This window comes from Hungatella sp. L36, from assembly GCF_014288035.1.
Genome location: NZ_JACOPC010000007.1, coordinates 21,620 through 46,192, shown reverse-complemented (window position 1 = coordinate 46,192; position 24,573 = coordinate 21,620). Strand labels below are relative to the sequence as shown.

25 protein-coding genes and 1 other annotated feature are annotated in these 24,573 nt (G+C 44.0%); of the genes, 17 read left to right on the top strand and 8 right to left on the bottom strand.

Translation table 11 applies throughout. The annotated features are described in order from the left end of the window. Positions 1-19: 19 nt before the first annotated feature. From H8S80_RS17370 to H8S80_RS17360, 3 genes are read left to right on the top strand one after another with little or no spacing between them, the layout of a single operon-like run. Positions 20-640, top strand: coding sequence for a rhomboid family intramembrane serine protease (locus H8S80_RS17370; protein ID WP_002605680.1), 621 nt, complete (start codon positions 20-22; stop codon positions 638-640). Positions 641-659: 19 nt separating this feature from the next. Beyond that, a complete protein-coding gene (locus H8S80_RS17365; RefSeq protein WP_002605679.1) occupies positions 660-1,076 on the top strand; it encodes an HIT family protein in 417 nt (138 codons plus the stop codon). 18 nt (positions 1,077-1,094) lie between these two features. Beyond that, positions 1,095-1,637, top strand: a complete 543-nt coding sequence (locus tag H8S80_RS17360; protein ID WP_025532466.1) for an RNA polymerase sigma factor — start codon at positions 1,095-1,097, stop codon at positions 1,635-1,637. Positions 1,638-1,651: 14 nt separating this feature from the next. On the opposite strand, the gene murG is transcribed toward H8S80_RS17360, so the two are convergent. Continuing rightward, on the bottom strand, positions 1,652-2,719 hold the full coding sequence (gene murG, locus H8S80_RS17355) for an undecaprenyldiphospho-muramoylpentapeptide beta-N-acetylglucosaminyltransferase (protein WP_117632652.1): 1,068 nt from the start codon (positions 2,717-2,719) through the stop codon (positions 1,652-1,654). Positions 2,720-2,830: 111 nt separating this feature from the next. On the opposite strand from murG, the gene H8S80_RS17350 reads away from it, so the two are divergent. After that, positions 2,831-3,646, top strand: a complete 816-nt coding sequence (locus tag H8S80_RS17350; RefSeq protein WP_243010366.1) for a glucosamine-6-phosphate deaminase — start codon at positions 2,831-2,833, stop codon at positions 3,644-3,646. Positions 3,647-3,654: 8 nt separating this feature from the next. After that, positions 3,655-4,149, top strand: a complete 495-nt coding sequence (locus H8S80_RS17345; RefSeq protein ID WP_117632651.1) for a DUF6147 family protein — start codon at positions 3,655-3,657, stop codon at positions 4,147-4,149. Positions 4,150-4,353: 204 nt separating this feature from the next. Here H8S80_RS17345 and H8S80_RS17340 read toward each other — a convergent pair whose 3' ends face one another. Further along, entirely contained in the window at positions 4,354-4,710 is a 357-nt protein-coding gene (locus H8S80_RS17340; protein ID WP_117632650.1) for an arsenate reductase family protein, read from the bottom strand. A 195-nt stretch (positions 4,711-4,905) separates the two neighbouring features. Between H8S80_RS17340 and H8S80_RS17335 the strand changes: the two genes are divergently transcribed. The 3 genes from H8S80_RS17335 to H8S80_RS17325 all read left to right on the top strand — a co-directional run bounded on the left by H8S80_RS17335 (position 4,906) and on the right by H8S80_RS17325 (position 6,552). Next, positions 4,906-5,433 carry a spore maturation protein gene (locus tag H8S80_RS17335; RefSeq protein ID WP_055659872.1) on the top strand — a complete coding sequence of 176 codons (528 nt, stop codon included), beginning with the start codon at positions 4,906-4,908 and terminating at the stop codon, positions 5,431-5,433. Between the two features lie 107 nt (positions 5,434-5,540). Continuing rightward, positions 5,541-5,999: a MarR family winged helix-turn-helix transcriptional regulator gene (locus H8S80_RS17330; RefSeq protein WP_002605672.1), complete on the top strand. Its 459-nt coding sequence runs from the start codon at positions 5,541-5,543 to the stop codon at positions 5,997-5,999. Between the two features lie 19 nt (positions 6,000-6,018). Further along, a complete protein-coding gene (locus H8S80_RS17325) occupies positions 6,019-6,552 on the top strand; it encodes a GerMN domain-containing protein (protein WP_002605671.1) in 534 nt (177 codons plus the stop codon). A gap of 269 nt (positions 6,553-6,821) precedes the next feature. On the opposite strand, the gene H8S80_RS17320 is transcribed toward H8S80_RS17325, so the two are convergent. Further along, the gene (locus tag H8S80_RS17320; protein ID WP_117632649.1) at positions 6,822-8,642 is read right to left on the bottom strand and encodes a DUF885 domain-containing protein; all 1,821 of its coding nucleotides are present in this window, start codon (positions 8,640-8,642) and stop codon (positions 6,822-6,824) included. Positions 8,643-8,815: 173 nt separating this feature from the next. Beyond that, positions 8,816-9,079: a binding site (T-box leader), on the top strand. Positions 9,080-9,217: 138 nt separating this feature from the next. Here H8S80_RS17320 and metG point away from each other — a divergent pair. The 5 genes from metG (at position 9,218) to dhaS (ending at position 14,533) form a co-directional block, all read left to right on the top strand. Then, positions 9,218-11,212, top strand: coding sequence for a methionine--tRNA ligase (gene metG / locus H8S80_RS17315; protein ID WP_025532244.1), 1,995 nt, complete (start codon positions 9,218-9,220; stop codon positions 11,210-11,212). Between the two features lie 134 nt (positions 11,213-11,346). Next, a complete protein-coding gene (locus H8S80_RS17310; protein ID WP_002605668.1) occupies positions 11,347-12,102 on the top strand; it encodes a TraX family protein in 756 nt (251 codons plus the stop codon). A gap of 219 nt (positions 12,103-12,321) precedes the next feature. After that, a complete protein-coding gene (locus H8S80_RS17305; protein WP_117632735.1) occupies positions 12,322-13,086 on the top strand; it encodes a TatD family hydrolase in 765 nt (254 codons plus the stop codon). 12 nt (positions 13,087-13,098) lie between these two features. Then, complete coding sequence (rsmA, locus tag H8S80_RS17300; RefSeq protein ID WP_117632648.1) at positions 13,099-13,968, top strand: 16S rRNA (adenine(1518)-N(6)/adenine(1519)-N(6))-dimethyltransferase RsmA; 870 nt, start codon at positions 13,099-13,101, stop codon at positions 13,966-13,968. A gap of 1 nt (position 13,969) precedes the next feature. Further along, positions 13,970-14,533, top strand: coding sequence for a dihydroxyacetone kinase transcriptional activator DhaS (gene dhaS / locus H8S80_RS17295; protein ID WP_117632647.1), 564 nt, complete (start codon positions 13,970-13,972; stop codon positions 14,531-14,533). Here dhaS and H8S80_RS17290 read toward each other — a convergent pair. Continuing rightward, a complete protein-coding gene (locus H8S80_RS17290; protein ID WP_002605664.1) occupies positions 14,530-14,766 on the bottom strand; it encodes a hypothetical protein in 237 nt (78 codons plus the stop codon). The two genes, dhaS and H8S80_RS17290, sit on opposite strands and share 4 nt — an antisense overlap. 242 nt (positions 14,767-15,008) lie before the next feature. On the opposite strand from H8S80_RS17290, the gene H8S80_RS17285 reads away from it, so the two are divergent. Together H8S80_RS17285 and H8S80_RS17280 are read left to right on the top strand one after the other, a co-directional pair. Continuing rightward, complete coding sequence (locus tag H8S80_RS17285; protein WP_002605663.1) at positions 15,009-16,742, top strand: oleate hydratase; 1,734 nt, start codon at positions 15,009-15,011, stop codon at positions 16,740-16,742. 195 nt (positions 16,743-16,937) lie between these two features. Continuing rightward, positions 16,938-18,608, top strand: a complete 1,671-nt coding sequence (locus H8S80_RS17280; RefSeq protein ID WP_002605662.1) for a peptide ABC transporter substrate-binding protein — start codon at positions 16,938-16,940, stop codon at positions 18,606-18,608. Between the two features lie 119 nt (positions 18,609-18,727). Here H8S80_RS17280 and H8S80_RS17275 read toward each other — a convergent pair whose 3' ends face one another. From H8S80_RS17275 to H8S80_RS17260, 4 genes are all read right to left on the bottom strand, one after another. Next, positions 18,728-19,417: a GNAT family N-acetyltransferase gene (locus tag H8S80_RS17275; RefSeq protein WP_243007947.1), complete on the bottom strand. Its 690-nt coding sequence runs from the start codon at positions 19,415-19,417 to the stop codon at positions 18,728-18,730. A gap of 112 nt (positions 19,418-19,529) precedes the next feature. Continuing rightward, a complete protein-coding gene (locus H8S80_RS17270; protein ID WP_117632646.1) occupies positions 19,530-20,081 on the bottom strand; it encodes a TIGR01440 family protein in 552 nt (183 codons plus the stop codon). Positions 20,082-20,111: 30 nt separating this feature from the next. Beyond that, complete coding sequence (locus H8S80_RS17265) at positions 20,112-20,531, bottom strand: HIT family protein (protein ID WP_002605659.1); 420 nt, start codon at positions 20,529-20,531, stop codon at positions 20,112-20,114. 40 nt (positions 20,532-20,571) lie between these two features. Further along, positions 20,572-21,435: a MurR/RpiR family transcriptional regulator gene (locus H8S80_RS17260; RefSeq protein ID WP_002605658.1), complete on the bottom strand. Its 864-nt coding sequence runs from the start codon at positions 21,433-21,435 to the stop codon at positions 20,572-20,574. A 197-nt stretch (positions 21,436-21,632) separates the two neighbouring features. Here H8S80_RS17260 and H8S80_RS17255 point away from each other — a divergent pair, with 197 nt between their 5' ends. After that, positions 21,633-23,108, top strand: a complete 1,476-nt coding sequence (locus tag H8S80_RS17255) for a glycoside hydrolase family 1 protein (protein ID WP_117632645.1) — start codon at positions 21,633-21,635, stop codon at positions 23,106-23,108. Between the two features lie 21 nt (positions 23,109-23,129). Further along, positions 23,130-24,509 carry a PTS transporter subunit EIIC gene (locus H8S80_RS17250; protein ID WP_117632644.1) on the top strand — a complete coding sequence of 460 codons (1,380 nt, stop codon included), beginning with the start codon at positions 23,130-23,132 and terminating at the stop codon, positions 24,507-24,509. Positions 24,510-24,573: the final 64 nt, after the last annotated feature.

Here is a 24,573-nt window from a genome sequence, read left to right as displayed (position 1 = left end):
AGATTATAAGGAGAGCACAATGGAAGATTTGTACGGACGAAAAAAAGCATATGTGAATACCGGCCTTATCGCGCTAAACGTGCTGTACTTCCTTTTTCTGGAGGCGACGGGTTCTTCGGAGAATACATCATTCATGGTGGCGCACGGCGCCATGTATGCGCCGCTGGTAATAGAAAAAGGTGAATATTACCGGTTGATTACCTCTGTATTTATGCACTTTGGAATCAGCCATATTATGAACAATATGTTGATTCTTTTTATCCTGGGTGATAATCTGGAAAGAGCCCTGGGTCATATAAAATATCTGTTTTTCTACCTGATCTGCGGAGTGGGGGCGAATATCGTATCCATGGCCGTGAATTTAGGGGAGTACCGAAACGTCGTATCAGCCGGCGCTTCGGGAGCTATATTTGGTGTGATAGGCGGACTTTTATACGCCGTCATCATAAATCGTGGCCGGTTGGAAGATTTGAGTACCAGACAGCTGGTTGTGATGATTGTATGTTCCCTGTATTTTGGCTTTACCAGCACAGGTGTTGATAATGCCGCGCATATTGCAGGTTTATTAATAGGCATTGTAATGGGGATCCTTTTATATCGCAAGCCCAGGAAAAAACGCAATACCGAGATATGGGGATAAAATGGAAGGAGGTGAGAGTGTGAGGGATGACAATTGTATTTTCTGCAAAATTGCTAATGGCGAGATACCGTCAGAAACCATTTACGAAGACGAGACGTTTCGTGTAATTCTGGATTTGGGCCCGGCATCAAAAGGACATGCTTTAATACTTCCAAAGCAGCATTACAGCGACATCTGCGAGTTGGATGAGGATGTTGCGGCCAAGGTCCTTCCACTGGCAGCAAAGATAGGAACGGCGTTGAAAAAATCTTTGAATTGCGCCGGGTTTAACGTAGTCCAGAATAACGGGGTGGAAGCAGGACAGACTGTATTTCATTTTCATGTGCACATTATTCCTCGTTATGAGAAAGGGCCTGTTATGGTTTCGTGGGTACCGGGAGAGGTGAGCCCGGAAGAATTAACAGAAACAGGAGCTGCCATAAGGAGCACCCTGTAACCAAAGGGGGCATAGGAGATGAGCATGCAACAAGATGAAGATATGCTGTTACAGTCGATTTACGAAGAGTATCAGGGAACGCTCCGCCGGATTGCGAGAGCGCTGAATGTTCCCAATATGGAACTTGAAGATGTAGTTCAGGAAACTTTCATAGCTTACTTTAGGAAGTATTCCTTAACATGGTCGCCAACACGCAAGAAAGCGATGCTGGTGAAAATCCTGAAAGGAAAAGCGATTGATTGTCTCAGAAAGAATGGACGCTATGAAAAGGTCAGTCTTGATGAGGAGAATTCAGTTAGATGTATTGAGATGCTGACCACGTATGTGGTAACGGATCCCATTGATATTATAATCAGTGAGGAAGCAATACAGAGAATTACTACGGAAATCGCCAATATGAGACAGGAATGGAAAGAGATGGCCGTTCTGTATTTCCTTGAACAGAGAACTATACCGGAGATTTGTGAGATGCTGGAGATACCGGGAACGGTATGCCGCTCCCGGATTTACAGGACAAGAATGTGTCTGAAAAAGATTCTCGGACCAAAATACGATATTTAAAAATTTAACAATGTTTAGTTTGAAGCCAGAGATTCGATCATATCCACGATTGTATCGACGGCATTATGCAATTCGCTTTGTTCCATGCGGCTGATATAGGTTTGACGGTCGTTATATGTTTGGGTAATGGCCTGGAACAGGGAATCATCAGAAAGATTCTCTTCTTCCAGGACGCAGCTGAAACCCTGTTTTTCGAATGACCGCGCATTTAGGATCTGGTCACCGCGGCTGACAGCAGCAGAAAGTGGAATCAGGATATTAGGTTTATGGAGTGCCAGAATTTCACAGATAGAATTGGCACCTGCTCGTGATATCATTAGATCCGCTGCAGCGAATAAATGTTTCAAAGGTGCGTCAACGTACTCGTACTGTACATATCCTTCGGTGGCTCTCAGACTTTCATCCAGATTGCCCTTGCCGCAGATATGTATTACCTGGAAGGTCTCAAGCAGTTTTGGAAGTATATGGCGTACAGAGCGGTTAACGGTAACAGAACCGAGACTACCGCCGATAATAAGAATGATAGGGCGGTTGGCAGACAAACCGGTGTATTTAAGCCCGGTAAGCCGATCGCCCTGTAACAGTTCTTTACGTATCGGTGAACCGGTAAGGCATGCCTTTTCTTTTGGAAGGTATCCCAGAGTCTCCGGGAAATTACAGCAGACCTTTGCCGCTGATGGAATACAGATTTTATTAGCCAGTCCGGGAGTCATATCGGATTCATGGATAATAACCGGAATTTTATAATGCTTTGCCGCAAGAACAACGGGAACGGCAACAAAACCGCCTTTGGAGAAGACGACATCGGGCCGGTGGAGTTTTATCAGCTTCAGGGCCTCGCCATAGCCTTTCACAACGCGGAATGGGTCGGAGAAATTTTTGATGTCAAAATATCTGCGGAGTTTACCGGAGGAGATACCATCATAGGGAATACCCGCTCCTTCGATGAGTTTCCGTTCGATTCCCTGATAAGATCCAATGTAACGGATCTCATAGCCATGTTCTTTCAGAGATGGAATCAGAGCAAGGTTCGGGGTAACATGTCCGGCTGTTCCGCCGCCGGTTAAAATGATTTTTTTCATAAGACGTTGCCTCCCAATATCGATATACTATTATAGTAAACGTTAGCAACAAAATGTCAACCCCAAAGCGTGTGGGAACTTCAGGATAACCTGTAATTATGAGGTGTGTGCGTGGACCAAGATAGGAATCATGGAAAAAAATGTTCTGTTTTCAAGCGAATAAAATATTTTTTAACACGACAAGTAAGAATGGATGCACGGTTGCTTGATTTTATGCAGGAGCACCCGGAAATAGCACCAGATTCTGATCTACTTGAAGCACCGCCCGGTGAATTTCAGAAAATATTGGCTGAGATGGATAAAAGAGGAATCAAACCTGCTGTTAAAAGGCAGGTAAAACTAAAAAACAGTCTGACCAACGCAGGAAGATATATGCATAGGCCTGCGTTTGTTGCGCTGTTAGTGGTTTTGATAATTGGTGGGTCTTCTGTGGGGACATCGGCGAAGAAGGCTTATGATTATAGGATTAGAGAGGAGGACATGGGGAAGAACGCTATTGTTTGGAATAATGATCAGTATATATTGTCAGGAAATGATAAACTTGATAAAGCATATAAAGAAATAGAAAGTCAATTAGGAATTAAGCCACTTAAAATGACAACGGTTCCTTTTGACATGATATTTCAGGAATTAAAAATTGAACATGGAAATGCTTTATTGAAATTTAAATATAATGATCATATAATATGTATAACTCAATCAAAGCGAGATGTTACTACCTCGAATACTGTGGTTTCCGATAGAAAGGTCTACAAAACAATTTATAATATCTGGTTAGAGAAAGATATAAACATAGCAAAGAATAAATTGCCCGGGGGGGAAATTGAGTATAGTTCTAAGATAAATTTAGATGGGGCATATTATTATTTATCTGGAGTTATGGATGAAGATGATTTTATTAGTTTAATTGAGAATGTTATTTATTAGGAGGAGAAATGAAAAAAAAAGTCGTTTGTTTAGTTATCGCCATTTTAATGAGTGTATTATCAATATCACCTTGTTTTGCACAGGTCACAGGCAATGAGCAAATAAAATTATTAAATATTAAAGAACAAACAGTTTGGGCAACTCAACCTAGAGGTACGTATATATCGACAGGAATATTACAGATTTCTAATGAAGGAAATGGGCAAATAGGTGTATTTATTCAAACTTTAACACATACAGAAGTTGATCAAACAAGGTTTGGTATTTATCTGGATAGATGGATTCCCAGTGAGAGTCGATATGCTAATGTCGCAAGTTATACATTTGAATTTAACAAAGAAGATTATCCTGATGAAGATTTGACTACGAAATCCTTATCTTTTAATATTGTAGGTCAACCAGATGATTGTTATTATCGTTTGCGAGGTGTACATTTAGTAGTTGCTAATGGAACTCGTGAAATGCTAACTAGTCAAACGGATGGTGTGTTAATTACAAAATAGATTATAATAAGTACTCAATGTACTATTAATGCATAAGAAAAATGGACAAGCTTGTAAATCTGATACTGATAGGTAGTGCTTTATATTATGAGTAAATAAGATTATATTTTTATTACTTAAACATACTAACAGGGATAGCTTTTATATTAAAATAAGCGTTATCCCTGTTATCGACTAAGTTCCCATATTTCGTTAAAAGATGCTTTAAATTATTTTATTACTCCACTCCACTTCCTTAAACCCAACCAAAACAAAATCTTCCCCCACAACAATCGGCCGTTTTACAAGCATGCCATCTGTAGCCAACAATTCCAACTGCTCAGCCTCAGTCATTTCTGGTAAACGATCTTTTAAATTCTGTTCTTTGTAAAGATTTCCACTTGTGTTAAAAAACTTTTTCAGAGGGAGTCCGCTTTTCTTGTACCAGGTTTCCAGTTCTGCCGCGGTGGGGTTCTGCTCTTTGATATGGCGGGCTTCATAGGAGATTCCGTGGTCATCCAGCCATTTTCGGGCGCGTTTGCAGGTGCTGCATGGGGGATACTGTAAAAATAATATGCTCATATTGGATATTCCTTTCTTTTTATCATATTTTTCATATATTTATTGGGACTTTCGCATGGGTTAAAAGCCCATTCTGGCGATTGAGCGCGTTACTTTTGGTACAACTGCCATTGACTCTATTTTATCCTGGATTGCCCTGAATGAAAAGGGGATTTTTGAATAGAATGTAGTAATAGACAGAATTGAGGAGTTTCAATGAGCTTTATTTTATTTTTATCGGAGGCAATGGTTCCGCTGATTCTTTTTTATATTGTTGGATTTGGAATTCTTTCGAAACGTCCGGTTTTTGATGATTTTATCAATGGTGCAAAAGATGGGATGAAAACTGTTGCAGGGATTATGCCAACGCTGATCGGATTGATGACCGCGGTGGGAGTACTGCGCGCTTCGGGCTTTTTGGATTTTCTGGGGGAACTTTTGAAGAATCCTGCAAGCTGGCTTTGTCTTCCGGCACCGGTGGTACCTGTGATTTTGGTGCGATTGGTATCAAACTCTGCAGCGACAGGACTTGTGCTTGATATTTTTAAGGAATACGGCACAGATTCCTATGTTGGCATGCTGACTTCAATTTTAATGAGCTGTACGGAGACTGTGTTTTACTGCCTCAGTATCTATTTTGGCACTGTGAAAATCAAAAAAACAAGGTATACTATGGGGGGTGCTTTGGTGGCTACAGCGGCAGGAGTGGCGGCCAGCATTATTTTGAGCCGATTTTTGGCATAAAATCCAGTAATTAAACAGTTTTTTAAGAATTTCATAAGAATTCAGGTGGTTGCCTTAGGATTCATTATCATGTATAATCATGAGGAAGCTTTTATTGGCAGGAACGTATGAAAGGGATAGACGTGGATACTTACGGGACTCTTAACGAAGTATTGGTAAGATTGTTTCGCGATATTATGGACATAGAACAACAGGCCATTATTACGTCTGAGTTTAAGGACTTGACGAATAATGATATGCATGTCATAGAAGCCATTGGGATCGAAGAACCGAAGAATATGTCAACTATAGCAAAAGAGCTTTCTGTGACAGTCGGGACACTGACGATTGCGATGAACAGTCTGGTTAAGAAAGGCTATGTGACTCGTCAGAGAGGAAAAGAGGACCGCCGCGTTGTCTATATATTTCTTTCAGAAAAAGGAAGGGCTGCTTACGAGCATCATGCCAGATTCCATAAGGATATGATCGATGGCGTTATCGGTCAGCTGAGCGGAGATGAGGTAGAAGCTTTGATTAAAGCTCTGACCAAGTTGAATACCTGGTTTCGGAGCCTTGAGGAGAACTAGAAGGAGGCTATAATTAATCATGAAAAAATTCATCATGTGTTTTGTAGGAGCTATGCTGGTATTATCTTTGGCGGCATGTACACCAACTCCCGTAAAACAGTCAGAATCAGCAACAGAGCCTATGGTTGAGGCATCGACCGGCGGGGCCAGCGATAAAGTACCGGACCCGAACGTGGAACCGATGGAGATCATATCTGTATACAGTTCTAACGAAGATGCGACAGGATTAAATCAGGCGATGGACGCAGTAGATGAACTGACAGCGCAGTCGCTGGTTGATAAGCTGATTGAATATGGTGTTTTAGAAGAAGGGACTGAGGTCCTTAATTTTGACACAAAAGATGGCATCGGTACCCTTGATCTTTCAAAAGTACCATCCAGCGGGACATCAGGGGAATTATTAATGCTGACAGCCCTTGGAAATACATTTACGGAAAACTTTGAATTGGACAAGCTGAAGCTTCTTGTGGATGGAAAGAATTATTCCAGCGGACACATTGAGCATGGCGATAATGATTACCTGGAATATAACAGAGATTATAAAAAGCTGTAAAGAGGCCTGCAATAATTATTATCATATCTAAGATACTGGTAATGTGTGAAATTATAAAATAGTAATATGGCATATAGATAAAGGTGCCGCTTAATCACTAAGTAAATGTGATGAAGCGGCACCTTTATTCAGTACATATTATATACTGCACAAATCATAATAAGAAATTAGAAAATACATGATCGATGGAATCGTCAGTTGGTCAAATGTTCAATAAATAGAGTTGGATAAGTGGCCAGATAAATACCCACTAAATTCCTTTTCTGATCCTACTGATCCATCTGTTCCGCCAGCCACAACCGGAAATATGGCTGTATAATGCTGAACTGAGCCGGACCGATGTCGAGGAGGAAGGTGTGGAATGCTTTTAAATCAAACTGATCTTTTAAAATTTTTTCCGCTGTATCTCTCATTTCCATAATTTCCATATATCCCACGTAATACTCCATATAGTTGGTAGGATTCTCCACCAGGCTGTAATAGATGGTATCTGCGACATCACTGTCTCCGATATTATAAAATTTACTGAGATATTCTTTTACCTGTCCTTTGTCCCAGCCATCGTAATTAATGCAGATATCGAGCAGTGCATACAGGCCAAGAGAGATGGCGGCATTGTGGGCCAGAAGCTGCCCCATGTTCGGATCGAGTCCATTGTCAAGTGTGTAGGAATAATACTCTACATAGGTGGCCCAGCCTTCTGAATAACTGGAGAAGGACAGGATCTTCCGAAGATCGCAGGTGTTATTGCTGATAAAGTAAACATTTTGATATAGATGGCCTGGATAGCCTTCATGAGCCAGTGTCGGAAATAAATCTTCATTCTGAAACCTGGTGCCGCCGTTAATGTAAATGACGTTATCCTGGTAACGGTCCAGCGGAGGCACAAGGTAAAATGCAGGACTTAAGGAACCCTCCAGCGCTTTTGGAACGTATTTGACCTTATAGCTGCATTTGGGAAGTGCAGGGAAATCTTTGGAAATCTGTCCTTTTAAGGTCTCCAGAATTTCATCTGGCTTTGTATACTGGAATGCATAGGTATCCAGGGCATCGACCAGCTCGGGATGAGTCTGCACGATTTCTCCCAATGCCTTTAGATCAGAATTTAACTGTTTCTCAATTGCCTTTTGAAGCTTTACAACGCTGTCATAGGAGGTGGCCGTGTTGGATTTTACAAGATATTCAAAATATTCCTTTCCCTGTGGAAATTCACTCAATCCTTTTTCATTAGTCCCCGTTCCCATCAGCGAAGTGATCCCGTCAATGAGGTTCTTATAGGCGGGGATAAAATGTTCTTTTAATACCGCAAGGTTTTGCTCTTTATATGCAGCTTTTTCTTCCGGTGATGCATCGGTAAGAGCATCAACCCGCTCGTTAAAGGTCTCCGCCAGGAAACTGTGGTCCGGTTGAATTAAGTAGGCCTCACAGGACTGTAGAACATGGTCGGCGGCGGTGTCACACATGAAAAGTCCTGCCTCCGATTTTTCCTTCTCAAATTCCAGAATCTGTCCATAATATGTATCAATCGTGGACAGCAGGGCCAGGTAGTGATCTACGTCATCTTTACTGTAAAAGGAGTATTCGGCCAAAAGGATAGGGAGCTGTGCCTGAATGCCGATCGTGCTGGTTAAGGGCTGTGCATAGAGTTCCAGGCCTTCCGAAGATAGTTCCGTCTCAAGATAAGAGGAGAGTATCTTGTAGGTGAGTTTCTGTTCCTTAGTCAGCTTCTTTATATCGATGGAGCCAAGCGCTTTTTTCAAATCCTGCATTTCACCGTAGTTTTTCTTCATGTTGCCCAGAGAAAATTCTCCAAAAGTATCAGGAACTTCTGTGATGCCGCGCGAAGCAGGATCAGCCAGCGTGTAATGAAGATCCAGGCCTGAATTCTTAAGTTCTTCTTTGAAAATGGTCTGAGTGAGGGCGTCAAATTGATTCTGGACGCTCACATTTTCCGATTTGTATTGTTCGTACTGGGCGGAAGACGTTTCAGACGGTGCAGGTGTCTTTGGTCCCGCGCAGGCCGCCAGCATGGAGGCCGAGAGAAGAATGGCCAGCAGACGGCGGGCCTGTTTTACGTGTTTGTTTGTCATAATTATTCCTCCAATATTCACTATTATAATTATATGGAGAAAAAGAGAACTCATGAGTTAAAGTTTGACGAAAAACAACGTGTTTTTCAGTTTTATCGGGATTTCTAACCAGTTTCCCGCTTGACAAACCGGATGGAAACTATTACACTAAGAGTTACAAATCCAGTTTATATAGGAATGCAGAGAAAAGAAGAGTAAGAAGAGCGCTTCATGTGCAGAGACTCCCGGGAGCTGAAAAGGGAGCTTGAGGTCCTTCCCAACATGGTCTTGGAGCAGCAGAGCCGAAGTGGCGATTACCGCCTTTAAGCTTTGACGGTTACACCCGTTATCGTGTCAGACTGTAATTCCCGTTTCAGACGGGAGCGCAGCCGAAGAGGTCCGTGTCGTGAGAGACGGATAAATTAAAGTGGTAACACGGGAAATATTCCGTCTTTAAGTGTCCTGAAAGGATATTTACAGGCGGTTTTTTATTTCACAGAAAAACAGGTCCTATGAAATAAAAACGCTTGCCGGACTCTTTATTCTTTTCAGTAATGAAATGCAGTTAGTTATAAAACGTACAGGAGGGAAAAACAATGTGTAAAGATTGTAAGAAAGAACCATATTATATTACCACTGCCATTGCCTATGCGTCGGGAAAACCGCACATTGGTAATACGTATGAGGCAGTGCTTGCGGATGCGATTGCCCGGTTTAAGAGAGCCGAAGGGTATGATGTATTTTTCCAGACAGGAACAGATGAGCACGGTCAGAAGATAGAGGAAAAGGCCGAGGCAGCAGGCGTAACACCACAGGAATTCGTAGATCATGCCGCGGGGCAGATCAAGACGATCTGGGATCTGATGAACACTTCCTATGATAAGTTTATTCGTACAACGGATAAGGATCATGAGGCCCAGGTACAGAAAATTTTCAAAAAGCTGTATGATCAGGGGGATATTTATAAAGGCTATTATGAGGGACTTTACTGTACTCCGTGTGAATCTTTTTTTACGGAATCCCAGTTGGTTGACGGCAAATGTCCAGACTGTGGCCGTGAAGTTAAGCCGGCGAAGGAAGAGGCATATTTCTTCCGTATGAGTAAGTACGCAGACCGCCTGATTAATCATATCAATGAGCATCCGGAGTTTATTCAGCCAGTATCCAGGAAGAATGAGATGATGAACAATTTCCTCCTTCCAGGACTTCAGGATCTTTGTGTATCCAGAACGACATTTAGCTGGGGAATTCCGGTGAACTTCGATCCGAAGCACGTAACCTATGTATGGCTTGACGCGCTGACTAACTATATTACTGGAATTGGATATGACTGTGATGGAAACAGCAGTGCGCAGTTTGCGAAACTCTGGCCAGCAGACCTTCATCTGATTGGAAAGGATATCATTCGATTCCATACTATTTACTGGCCGATCTTCTTAATGGCTCTTGATCTGCCGCTTCCGAAGCAGGTATTTGGCCATCCGTGGCTGCTTCAGGGCGACGGCAAGATGAGTAAATCCAAAGGAAATGTCCTCTATGCAGACACTCTGGTAGATTTCTTCGGCGTGGATGCCGTAAGGTACTTTGTTCTTCATGAGATGCCATTTGACAATGATGGCGTGATCTCCTGGGAGCTGATGGTAGAGCGTATGAATTCTGATCTGGCTAATATCCTTGGAAATCTGGTCAATCGTACAATTTCCATGTCCAATAAATACTTTGGCGGCGTGGTCAATAATGCAGGCGATACGGAGGCGGTAGACGACGATTTAAAGGCAGTCGTACTGGACGAAGTGAAAAAGGCCCGCGAAAAGATGGAGAAGCTTCGTGTGGCGGATGCCATTACGGAAATCTTTAACATATTCAGGAGAAGCAATAAATATATTGATGAGACGACACCCTGGGTTCTGGCGAAAGACGAAGCTAAAAAGGGCCGTTTAGAGACCGTGCTCTATAATCTGACAGAGGCCATTACCATTGGAGCATCTCTGCTGGAATCCTTTATGCCGGATACTTCCGCAAAGATTCTGGAGCAGCTTCATACTGAGAAACGCAGTCTGGAGCAGATGGATCAGTTTGGACTTTACCCATGTGGAAATCATGTGACGGATAAACCGGAAATCCTCTTTGCCCGTATGGATATCAAAGAGGTAATGGAGAAAGTAGAGGCCATGCAGGCTGCCGCGGCTGTCGGAACTGCACAGGAAGGCGCTGGTGAAGAGACGGGAGCAGACGCACCTGAGGTAATCGATATTGAGGCAAAGCAGGAGATTACCTATGATGATTTTGCGAAGCTGCAGTTTCAGGTAGGTGAAATAATCGCTTGCGAGGCAGTGGCAAAGTCGAAGAAGCTTCTTTGTTCCCAGGTTCGTATCGGAAGCCAGGTAAAGCAGATTGTGAGCGGAATTAAAGCGCACTATACTCCGGAAGAGATGGTAGGCAAGAAGGTTATGGTAGTCGTAAACTTAAAGCCTGCGAAGCTGGCGGGAGTGCTGTCTGAGGGCATGCTTCTGTGCGCAGAGGACGCGGAAGGCAATTTATCCCTTATGGTACCGGAAAAAACGATGCCTGCGGGAGCAGAAATCTGTTAATAGAGTAGAAGGTTGGGGCTGGGTTCCGGGAATCCGGCCCCAGTAATCTATACTCCAAATCCTTGCGTATCCAGCACCCGCTATTTATGCCAGGATTTGGAGTACAGACTACTGGTTTTATGAAAGGAGTATGGATGGAGCAGACTTCAGCAAAATATGGAGCTGGCGAACGGTCAGGCGGAATTTCGGGAAATACACTTAAGATGGTTGCGATTGTTACCATGCTTATTGATCATATCGGAGCGGGAATTGTGGAACCATATCTCAATATGAACATGGTAGCGATGGAAGGAAATGAGATGCTTAGCCGCCTCTATTACCTGGATATGGGGCTGCGCATCATTGGAAGAGCTGCCTTTCCGATTTTCTGCTTCCTCCTGGTGGAAGGATTTCTCCACACACATAATGTGAAAAAATACGGGAGCCGTCTGCTTCTGTTCAGTCTGATCTCGGAGATTCCATTTGATCTGGCATTCTTTGGTACCTGGTTTTATCCGGCATATCAGAACGTCTATATCACACTTTTTATTGGCCTGGTGGTTCTGGTTGGATACCGGCGCTGGGAGTATGACGCGGTTAAGAAAATGTTAGTGGTGGCGGCTGGATGTGCGGCGGCTTATCTGCTGAGATGCGATTATGATATCAGCGGTATACTGATGATTGTTATTCTATATGAATTCCGGAGAAATAAACGGTATCAGGTGCTTGCGGGCGGACTTATGGCGGCACTGGAAAGCATCAGCTTTTTTGGAGCGGCAGTGCTGGCATTTATTCCAATCAGCATGTATAATGGTACAAGAGGCCGGATAAATTTAAAGTATTTTTTTTATTGGTTTTATCCGGTCCATATAATGGTATTATATCTGATTCAGCTCCTGGTTGTCAGGTGACAGGCTCGTTTTGTCAGCGCGGGCGGAACTAGTACTGCTCTGCATTAATTCCACAGTAATAGCACTCGCTATCCACGCCAGGAGCACGCCTGCAAAGCTAGACGTAGGGTCCACTACGCCGTCGCTTTGCAGACGCACACCTGACGCGGATATCAAGCACTATTACTGCGTTATTAATGCAAAGCAGTACTAGATTCAGAGATATGAGGGAAGAAAATGATGATATTTGATACACATGCTCATTATGACGATGAGCAGTTTGACGAGGACCGGGATGAACTCCTTGCTTCCATGCAGGCATGTGGAGTGGAGGCGGTTACTAATATTGGGGCCAGCCTTGCTACCTCACAAAATACGATTGAACTGACAAAGAAGTATCCGTTTGTCTATGGAGCGATAGGCGTCCATCCCAATGAGGTCGAAGATCTGAACGAGGATGGTATTGCCTGGCTGAAAGAAAATTCCGGTCTGCCGAAAATCGTGGCTGTCGGTGAGATTGGTCTCGATTATTACTGGGATGAGCCGGGGCGGGAGGTTCAGAAAAAGTGGTTTCTTCGTCAGCTGGAGCTGGCTCGGGAAGTGAAGCTTCCAGTGGTGATTCACAGCCGCGATGCGGCGAAAGATACACTGGATATTATGAAATCATTTCATGCAGAGAATCTCGGCGGAGTGATTCACTGCTTCTCCTATACGAAGGAGATGGCGCGGGAATACTTAAATATGGGTTTCTTTCTTGGAATCGGCGGAGTCGTAACCTTCAAAAATGCAAAGAAGCTGAAGGAAGTCGTGGAATATATGCCGATGGAGCAGATGGTTTTAGAGACAGACTGTCCCTACCTTTCGCCTGTTCCCAACCGTGGTAAACGCAACTCATCGCTGAATCTCCCGTATGTGGTGGAGGAAGTGGCCCGCTTAAAAGGGATATCAGTGGACGAGGTAATAGAAATCACAAACAGAAACGCGAAAACAATGTACAGGCTTTAATGGAGGGCGCGAATGGCGACACTGGGAAACCCCCAAAAAACGATAGAGATCATACAGAAATATGAATTTGCATTTCAAAAAAAATTCGGCCAGAATTTCCTGATCGATACCCATGTGCTGGAGAAGATTATAGCGGCTGCGGGTGTGACGGAGGACGACTGCGTGCTGGAGATTGGACCGGGAATCGGGACTATGACGCAGTATCTGGCGGAACATGCCAGAAGCGTTGTAGCGGTGGAGATCGATAAGAATCTGATTCCGATTCTTCAGGAGACGCTGAAGGAGTATGAGAACATCACTGTAATCAACGACGATATCTTAAAGGTTGATATAAATAAACTGACTGAGGAATATAATGGTGGACGGCCGATTAAGGTGGTTGCCAATCTTCCTTATTATATTACGACGCCAATTATTATGGGGCTCTTCGAAGGAGGCGTTCCCATCGACAATATTACCGTCATGGTTCAGAAAGAAGTGGCGGAACGTATGCAGGTAGGGCCGGGATCCAAGGACTATGGAGCGTTGTCGCTGGCGGTGCAGTACTATGCTGACGCCTATATTGTGGCAAATGTGCCGCCCAACTGTTTTATCCCGAGACCGGGAGTTGGATCCGCAGTAATCAGGCTGACAAGGCATAAAGAACCACCGGTAGAAGTGGACGATCCGAAGCTGATGTTTAAGCTCATACGTGCATCCTTTAATCAAAGGCGTAAAACGCTGCAGAATGGGCTGAATAATTCACCGGAACTGCCTTTTGCCAAAGATGAGATTGCAGATGCCATCGAGAGTCTGGGTGTCACTCCTCAGATACGCGGGGAGGCGCTGACACTGAAACAGTTTGCAGATGTAAGCAACTATTTTACACGTAACAGGGGGTAATATGTCAGATTCACTCATTACAAAAAAAGCGATTGCCGCGGCGCTGAAACAGGTTTGCAGGGAAAAGCCGTTTGATAAGATATCGATCGCGGATATTACCGCGGTATGCGGATTGAACCGTCAGACGTTTTATTATCATTTTCAGGATAAATATGAACTGCTCAGCTGGATCTATTATAATGAGAACTTTTCTAAGATCACAGAAGGTATTACCTTCGATAACTGGGATCAGAAATTCCTGGAGATGCTTCAGATTATGGAAAAAGAAAAGCCGTTTTATGTAAACACACTGAAAGAGCAGGAGCACACCTTTGAGAGCTATTTATTTGAGATGGCCAAAGCCCTGTTTTCAGAGGCCATTGCCAGATTGGATGAGAATAATCATTTAAATGATGTGGAACGGGAGTTTGATGCCGAGTTTTATGCGTATGGTATTTGCGGAGTCATCGTTTCCTGGACCCAGAGTGGAATGAGAATAAAACCGGAAGTTGTGGCGGAACACTTAAGGAGCCTGGCCAAGGATACAGAGCGGATCGGTTATATCCGAAGCCAGGGCACTATTTAAGAAATCTTATCCATGATATAGCTGATGCATTCTTCCATTGAGGAAGTCTTGATCAGCTGGAGCAGCTCATCGTATTTCATACAACACTCACACGAGGAGGTACTGAACTTGTTTAAAAGTTCCTCGATGTTGCGGGCTGTCCGTTCCGGTGATTTTTTGCTGTTTCTTAAAAAATGGAAGAGCGCCGTTTTAAACACGGATTCTCTTAGATGTTCCTGCATGGTTGCATACATGACAATCCCCCCCTGACTAATATGATTCTGTAATTGAACGCTGTAATCTGACTCTATTGTAGAAGATGAGAATCGATTTATCGATAGACAAAATAGAAAAAATGTCTGGTTTTGCGACACCGTATTGACGGTGTCGTTTTTTTTGACATTAAAAAATTCATGTATGGTGACAGGCCAGATGAAGTATGCTAATATTAGGCTATGAACAGTAACCGATTGACGAGGTAAGAAAGGAAACGGATATGAAGAAGAAAAATGGACTGGGAAAAGCGATTGTCTGGGGCGCGGCAGCAGCGGCGGCCGGTGTAGCGGCAAAAAAAGCGTATGATAATTCAAAAAAGAAACAGGAAGAGAAAGTAGATAACGTATCGGATCAGGTTATGGAGAACCGCAGCTATGAGGGAAAGAACGCCTATTTTGTTGGCGGCGGACTCGGAAGCATGGCAGGCGCGGCGTATTTAATCCGTGACTGTAAGTTCCCGGCAGAGCAGATCACAATCTATGAGGGAATGCATATTCTCGGCGGCAGCAATGATGGAATCGGTACTCCGGAAGGCGGATTTGTATGCCGCGGCGGCAGAATGTTAAACGAAGAGACGTATGAGAATTTCTGGGAATTATTTGGCTCAATTCCGTCACTCAATAATCCTGACAGAAGTGTGACAGAGGAGATATTGAATTTCGATCACGCTCATCCGACACATGCGAAGGCCCGGCTGGTGGATAAGGAGGGCAATATTCTTGATGTGAGAAGCATGGGATTTACTCAGGAAGAGCGAATGGCCCTGCTGAAGCTGATGAACACACCAGAAGATAAACTGGATGATATGACAATCGAGCAGTGGTTTGCGGACATGCCTCATTTCTTTACTACGAATTTCTGGTATATGTGGCAGACGACCTTTGCTTTCCAAAAATGGAGCAGTCTGTTTGAATTCCGCCGTTATATGCGCCGGATGATTCTGGAGTTCTCGAGAATTGAGACGCTGGCAGGCGTGACGAGAACCCCATTAAATCAGTATGACAGTGTAATTAAGCCACTGGAAACATATTTGAGAGATAAGGGTGTTAATTTTATTGAAAATTGTACGGTGACAGATATTGATTTTGCAGAAGGAGACGGAATTACTGCAAAAACACTGCATCTGGATGATAACGGAGAAGAGAAAACTGTTGAAATCCAAGCGGGTGATATCTGTATTATGACTAATGCGTGTATGACAGACAGTGCAACTCTGGGTGATCTTCATACACCAGCTCCGGAACCGGAATTAAAGCCTATTTCGGGTGAACTCTGGAGCAAGGTGACGATGAAGAAGCCGGGACTGGGAAATCCGGAACCGTTCTTTGGAGATGTACATGAGACAAACTGGGAGAGCTTTACTGTAACAAGCCGCGGAAATAAGCTGTTAAAAATGATCGAGGATTTAACCGGAAACGTACCGGGAAGCGGCGCCCTGATGACATTTAAAGACTCTAACTGGCTGATGAGCATAGTCATAGCAGCGCAGCCACACTTTATTAATCAGCCGATGGATGAGACGATATTCTGGGGATATGGTCTGTATACGGATCATGTGGGCGATTATGTGAAGAAACCGATGAAGGACTGTACGGGTGAAGAAATGCTGACAGAACTTCTTCATCATCTGCATATGGAGGACCATATCGATGAGATCATGGCCGATGTGGTCAATGTTATTCCATGTATGATGCCTTATGTAGATGCCCAGTTCCAGCCGCGTAAGATGACCGACCGCCCGAACGTGGTACCGGAGGGATCTACCAACTTCGCCATGATCAGTCAGTTCGTAGAGATTCCGGATGACATGGTATTTACAGAAGAGTACTCCGTACGTGCAGCCAGAATCGCTGTATATACTTTGATGGATGTGGACAAGACGATCTGTCCTGTCACACCATATGTAAAGGATCCAAAGGTACTTTTAAAAGCAGTACAGACGGCATACCGTTAATTGGAGAGGAGAGCCGGGGAGCAGAGAAATTCAGCTTCCCGGCTTTTTTGATTGCTCTATTTTTTTATACTTCCACGAATCTTCCAAAAAATGAAAGGATTTTACGGATTGCAAGAAACTTAAATGTATGGTATGCTATAATCTGCGCTGTCTGTCACAGACAGACAAAGAGAAAAGATATGGAGGGAAAGTAACATGAAAAAAATGGCACTTGTATTAGCTGCTGTTCTGGCTTCCGGTATGGTTCTGACCGCGTGCGGCGGATCCGGCAATGCGGCAAAGGAAACAACAGGTAATAATACATCGACCACAACCACGACAACCGGCGGACTTGATCTTGCAGTTCAGGTTGGACCTGATCCGGAGACTGTAGATCCGGCGTTAAACACGGCAATTGATGCATCTAATATCATTCTGCACGCATTTGAGACGCTTCTTACCTTTGATGAGAACAATGATATTGTTCCTGGACAGGCGGAATCCTTTGATGTGAGCGATGACGGACTTACTTATACATTCCATCTTCGTGATGGATTAAAGTGGAGCGATGGCTCCGATTTTACAGCGGAAGACTTTGTTTATTCCTGGAAGCGTCTGGCCGATCCGATGACGGCGGCTCCGTATGCGGCAGACATGCTGTCTATGGTAAAGGGTTATGAAGAAGCTGCGGCCGGAGACATCGACGCTTTGGCAGTGTCCGCACCTGACGCAAAGACTCTGGTTGTAGAATTAGCCAGCCCTTGTGTTTACTTTGACAAAATCATCACCCACGCAAGCATGGCTCCTGTTAAAAAGGATGTCGTAGATGCTAATGGTGATCAGTGGGCTCTGGCTCCTGAAACCTATGTATCCAACGGACCGTTAAAGATGATCGAGTGGGTACCGGGATCTCATATGACTTTTGCAAAAAATGAAAATTACTGGAATGCTGACAAAGTTACCTTAAATTCCTTAAAGTTCGTTCTGATGGAAGATTCCAACGCGGCTTACAGTGCTTATCAGACTGGCGAAGTACAGATGATTAAGGATATTCCGACTGAGGAGATTCCAAGTCTGCAGGATAGCCCGGATTACCATCTGGATCCACGTCTTGCTACCTCTTATACGATCTTTAACACACAGAAGGCGCCATTTGATAATGCAAAAGTGCGTATGGCCCTGAGCCTTGCTGTTGACCGTGAGTATGTAGCTAATACACTGATGATCGGTACCGTTGCGCCGGCGACCAACTTCGTAGGCCCTGGCATCTCTGACGTAGAAGCTGGTTCCTCCTTTGAAGAAGTAACACGTGCGAATAACGGCGGGGATTTCTTTAATGTAAGTGATTATGAGGCTGATCTGGCAAAAGCGAAGGAACTCCTTGCTGAAGCAGGATATCCGAATGGAGAAGGCTTCCCGATCATTGAATATATGACCAATGATGCAGGTTATAATAAACCGGTTGCCGAATATTTACAGAGTGCCTGGAAAGACCTTGGCATAACAATGGACATTAAGATCGTAGAGTGGTCTACCTTCACACCAACTCGCCGTGCCGGTGATTTTGAAATTTGTCGTGGCGGCTGGGTATACGACTATGATGATCCTTCCAATATGCTGAACTTACTTGCGAGCACAAGCGGGAACAACGATGGAAAGTATTCCAATCCGGAAGTTGACAAGCTGCTTGAAGAAGCACGTTCTACTGCTGATAAGGCAGAACACTATGAGAAGCTTCATGCTGCAGAGAACCTGATCATGGAAGATGCAGCTGTTTCTCCGCTTGTTTATTCAAGTGATTTCTATCTGCAGAATCCGAAGTTAAAGGGAACATGGCATTCTCCATATGGTTACTGGTACTTCATGTACGCAACCATGGAAGAGTAATTGGAAATAATAGAAAATCAGAGATCTACAAAGAATTAAATATCTAAGAAATATCGGAAAGGGTTCCGCCACTTGTCAGACAATGTGGCGGGATCCTTTTTGACATACTGGATCATTTGTTATTTTTTTAGTATTCTCATTAAATAGTTGATATCCAGCAGGTTTACTGTTTCAAAATTACCATTATAAAACACACCCCAGTTATTGAATACACAAGGAAGTTCCTTTGCTTTTTGGAGCGTATCTACTTGAATAAAAGATACGGGAACGTTACTCTCTTCACAATGCTGTTTAATCATCTCGATATTTTGATGAATATAGGGACATTGCAAATCATAATAAATGGTCAGTTCTTTACTTTCGATTCCAGGGGTTTTGACGTTTGGTGCAAATCTTGGAGTTGTCCCATCCAAAGAAAGAGCAAGCAGCTCGTATCCATTGTCGGTAGTATCGACAACTTCGAAGCCGAATTTCTTTGCAAATGCCTGGTTGGAAAGCCAGGATTTTTGTTTCTTCGCCCCTAGCATGCAAATACCGGATTTTCCTTTTTCTTTGGCATCAGCCAGACAATATTCCATCAGAGCTTTCCCATATCCTTTTCCTTTGTAACTGCCAGTAACCCATAAGCAATACAGATACAGATAGTTGTCCCCGTTTATAGGGACCCAGGCCGTTTCTAGAGGTGCATATTCGATAAAAACTGTAGCCTTTGCATCTAACTTTCTAAAAACATGGCCTTCACTCAGCCGCTCTGAAAGCCACTGGCGCTTTGCCTCAACACCGGGATGGGATCTTTTACTGCGGATAATACAGCATAAATGCTCATTGGCAAGGTTTTATGTCGTCAAGTTCATAAAATCAGTATCCATATGCTGCCTCGCTTTCAATGAACGGCTGTTATTTTCTTAGCCTTTCGGTATCTTACATTAGTTCAGGATTGTAATGGGCCCGCTCCCCGCCAATAAATTTTGGCCGGGTTCGCGCACAGACAACGCGGGCGGCACCTACGTATTTGGTGGCGATGCGCACGGGTACCGCAACTGCTTTTAAATGCATGCCGATCAGAGTATCTCCGATATCAATGCCGGCGGCTGCCTGAATATGTTCCACTGCTACCGGATGCCGTAAAATATGGTACGCTGCAGTGGCAAAAGAGCCGCCGGCCTTTAACTGAGGAACCACATTCACTGGCTCATACCCATAGCGTGCGGCAGCTTCTGCTTCCAGGATCAGGGCCCGGTTTAGGTGTTCGCAGCACTGGGCGGCTACGTCAATGCCGTGAGAAGACATGATCTGATAAATAGCGGTGTACACTGCTTCGCCGATCTCCTCACTGGAGTGAGAGCCGATGCGGTATTCTGCAATTTCACTGGATGAACAACCGATAACGACAAGATCGTGTTCTTTTAAATGAGCGGCTTCCAATAATTCTGCAGCGGCGTCGGCCGCCTGCTTTCTGATGTCATCTAACATGGATTCCACACTTTCTTTTGGGTTTATCAATTATAATGCGGCGCGGATCGCAACAGCCATGTCTTCATACTCTTCATCAGTTAAATAGACCTTGTCTGGATTCATGGCAAATGTTCCGCCCCATTCATCCCCGCCATTGTATTTGGGCACAATGTGCATGTGAAGATGGCAGCCGGTATCTCCGTAAGCGCCATAGTTTACTTTGTCAGGATTAAATACCTTGTGTACAGCCTTGGAGACCTTGGCAACGTCAGCAAAAAATGCGCTGCGTTCATCATCACTGATATCGATCAATTCACTGACGTGTTCTTTATACGCGAGAATAACTCTGCCGCGTTTGCTCTGTTCCTTGAATAAATATAAAACGCCGGTTTCCATCTCGCAGACAGGATAACCAAATTTTGCGACCAGTTCTCCCTGCATACAGTATGCGCAATTCGGATCTTTCATAATATTAGTACCTTCTTTCTTTTATTTTATTATTCTGGATCTATTTTATCAAAATAGAGTGGGGATGGGAAGAGGGCAGAGTGTTAACTTTCTCAATATAGAGATTAAACAACAGGTCAAAGAAATAACTTACGCCGTATCGGGTGTATACATTTTGAATGCCTTCTGTAATGCGGTCACTGGAATGAAATTTGTGACTGAGATAAATCACACTGTCATAACAGGACTCAAATTTTTCGGAATGATTAAGGGTAATCAGCACTTTGCAGGCGTGGACGCTCTGCAGGTCGGAGAGCGTAGCTATGGCGTAATTGCCGGTGGTAGAGGTAACGATAACCAGGTCTTCGGGCTTTAAATTTTGCAGGAGAGCAGTATCAGGATAGGCATCTGTAACAATACGAATCAGCTTACCAATCGCAGCCAGTCCCTGCTGCAGTACCTTCGCTGGATAACTAGACAGATCCGCAGCCAGGATAACGACCTGTTCACTGTCATGGATGCGTTTTACCAGCGCATCGAGATTTTGAGACAGGAACATCTCATTGAGATCCTGCATCATATCATCCATGGAAATACGAAGATACTGGTCGAATTCCGGATGGCAGGCATACTGAACAAAGGCATCCATGTGCTGCCGGGTAATTGGTGCATTCTGTTTCATGGCAGTAAAGCTTTCGTAGCCGATCAGTTTGGCAAACCGTTGAATACTGCTTCGGGAAACATAGCATTCCTCCGCCACATCATAGATACTCAGGTTTTTCAATTCATGAAAATGTTCCAGTAAATACCTTGCCAACACCAGGTTGGTATCATCATCTTCATTGGAATTTAGGACTGCCAATAAGGACGTCATCAAATTAAAATAACTTAAACTGAAATTGTTTTGGATTTTATCTGTATTCATAGCCAAATCATATCACAGGTTTTTTATTCTGTCATCGATATTCACAATAAATTCTTATTTGACTTTTCATAATTGCAGTGTTTTTCACAAAATTTGGATTCAAATGTTGAACCCCATCGTTTTCTCTTCTTTGGTACACTGTTTGTATGAACCAAACGTAAAAAGCGAAAGACGAATTTTGAAAGGAGACATATTTTATGAAGTATTCAAAGAACCCGGTATTTCCAGAAGGATTCTTATGGGGAGCATCCAGCGCAGCATGGCAGGTAGAGGGGGCAACCGCTGAAGATGGCCGTACTCCCGCGATTATTGATTTGAATTCCCAAACCAAGAAACCTTATGCAGATAACTCGGTAGCATCTGATCACTACCACCATTATAAAGAGGATGTAGCGTTGATGAAGGAGTGCGGCTTTACCAGCTACCGTTTTTCGATTTCCTGGTCCCGTGTAATTCCAGCGGCTGACCGTGAGGTGAATCCCATGGGAATCGCATTTTATAATAACCTGATCAATGAATTGCTGGAGGCAGGGATTACTCCGATTATCACATTGTATCACTACGATATGCCATGCTGGGTGGATGAAAAGTACGGTGGATGGCATAATCGGGCCATTATTGATGAATTTGATTACTATTGCCGTGTCTGCTTTGAGAACTTCGGGGATCGTGTAAAATACTGGCTTTCTATTAATGAACAGAATATGCAGATTGTCTATGGTGACTGGTTAGGTGTATCCAAGGGCTGCGCAGACTGGTTTAAGGAAAAGTGGCAGATAAACCACATCATGAATTTGTGTCACTCCAAAGCCGTTGTCGCCTGCCATGAGCTGGTTGAAGATGGAAAAATTGGTCCAGTGCCTGGATACGTGCCGATTTATCCTTATTCCTGCCGGCCGGAGGATCAGATAGGTGCCATGAATGCGGAGGAACTGACGCAGAAAATCTGGGATGACTTATATGTATTCCGCGAGTACAGCAGTTTTGTAAAAAATTACTGGAAGGTTAATGATATCGATCCGGATATTCGGCCTGGCGATATGGAATTAATAGCCCAGGCGAAAATCGATTTTATCGCGGTTAACTGCTATCGATCTGATGTAGGAATGGCCCCCGATGACAGCTATAAGCAGGAAATCGGTCTTAATAAATCCGGTATCAAGGGGGAATTCGTATATCCTAACTTGCCAGGTGAATATGCGCTGGCCAGAAATCCTTACGTAGAAGTGACGGATTGGGACTGGCATATTGATCCAGTCTGCATGCGCTATTCACTGCGTTACCTGTGGGATCACTACCACCTGCCGATGGTTATAACGGAAGCGGGATATGGTGCTCATGAAGAGCTGGGAGAAGATGGTAAGATCCATGATCAGGCCCGTATTGATTATCTTAGAGAGTATGTTTATAATGTAGGTCTGGCGATTCAGGATGGGGTAGAGGTATTCGGATTCAATCCATGGTCCTTTACCGATCTTCTCAGCACTGGAAACGGCATGGCAAAGCGTTATGGCCTGGTCTTTGTAAACAGGACCGACGATGACTTAAGGGATATGAAACGGATTAAAAAGGACTCGTTTGACTGGTATTCCACATTAATACACTCTAACGGTCAGGAATGGGGAACGGATATGTCACAGTGGCGTAATTTTGCTAAAAATAGGGCAGAATAAACAATAAGAGGGGGTACCAACATGGCTAAAAAGAATTATGCGGCAATCTGTAACTCGATCATCGCGGTGTGCGGTGGTGAAAATAATATCTCCCGCATTAGTCACTGTATGACTCGTTTGCGCGTACAGCTTTTAGACGGAAGCAAATTAAACAGAGAGGAAGCAGGAAAAATACCCGGAGTTCTGAATCTGGTAGTACAAAATGGTGAATATCAGTTTGTCATCGGTCAGGATGTTCCAAATTTGTATGCAGAATTTATTAAACATGAGGGACTCAAGACTGGCGGAGAAGTTACAGACGCCGCTGCATTAAAGCAGGATACGGAAGCGAAGAAGGGAAATGTAATGAATACCATTATGTCCTTTATTGGTGGAACCTTTTCTCCTGTGATTCCCGTGTTAATAGCTGGCGGTCTTACCGGGGCCGTATTGACGCTGCTGACTGCATTCTTTGGAGTATCCACAGAGTCGGGTACTTATACGGTTATCTATGCAATTAACCAGGCGACATTTTACTTCCTGCCGATCTTCATAGGCTTTTCTGCAGCAAACCGACTGAAGTCCAATGGCTTTCTAGGGGCCTTTCTGGGGGCAATACTGCTGTTCTCCACTATTAACAATGCAGAGGGGCTTAATTTCCTTGGTATTCCCATTCAGCAGGTTAGTTATAATTCTACGGTATTTCCGGTTATATTGGGTGTGCTTTTTATGGCAGTCGTATACCGCTTCCTTTCTAAGGTGGTTCCCGTGTATCTGCGAACTATCTTTGTACCGTTGATTACCATGCTGATCACAGTGCCTGTGACTTTAATTGTGTTAGGCCCTATTGGTAATCTGATGGGAACATGGCTGGCAAACGGTGTATTTGCCATCTATCGTGCGGCTCCGCCGGTCGCTGTTATGATTATCGGTATAACGACGCCGTTGATGGTCTTCTTTGGTATGAATAATGCGACTTATCCTATTGTATTTGCTCTGTTGGCAGAGGTTGGATCTGATCCGCTGATCTGTACCGGCATGGCCCCGGCTAATGTCGCCGTAGGGGGAGCCTGTCTGGCAGCTGCGCTGATTGCAAAGGACATTAATGACAGAAGTGTGGCTACTGGCGCGGGGATTACTGCGCTGTGTGGAATTACTGAGCCGGGTGTCTACGGAGTGTTATTTACGAAGAAGTATCCTTTAATCGGCGCCATGGTTGGAGGCGGACTCGGCGGACTATTGGCCGGATTGGTGGGGATGACCCAGTATGTAATCTCTACGCCAGGCTTTATCTCTATACCGGCATATATCAATCCTGATGGTACTTCAGCTAATTTGATATGGGCTATGGTAGTCATGGTCCTTGCCGTAACGGTTGCCTTTGGAGTTACTTATGTATTAGGCAAAAAAATGGAGAAATAGATTATGAACAATGAGGGCGACAGCTAAGAGGCTGGACATTAAAAAAACGGTATGCTATGATTGA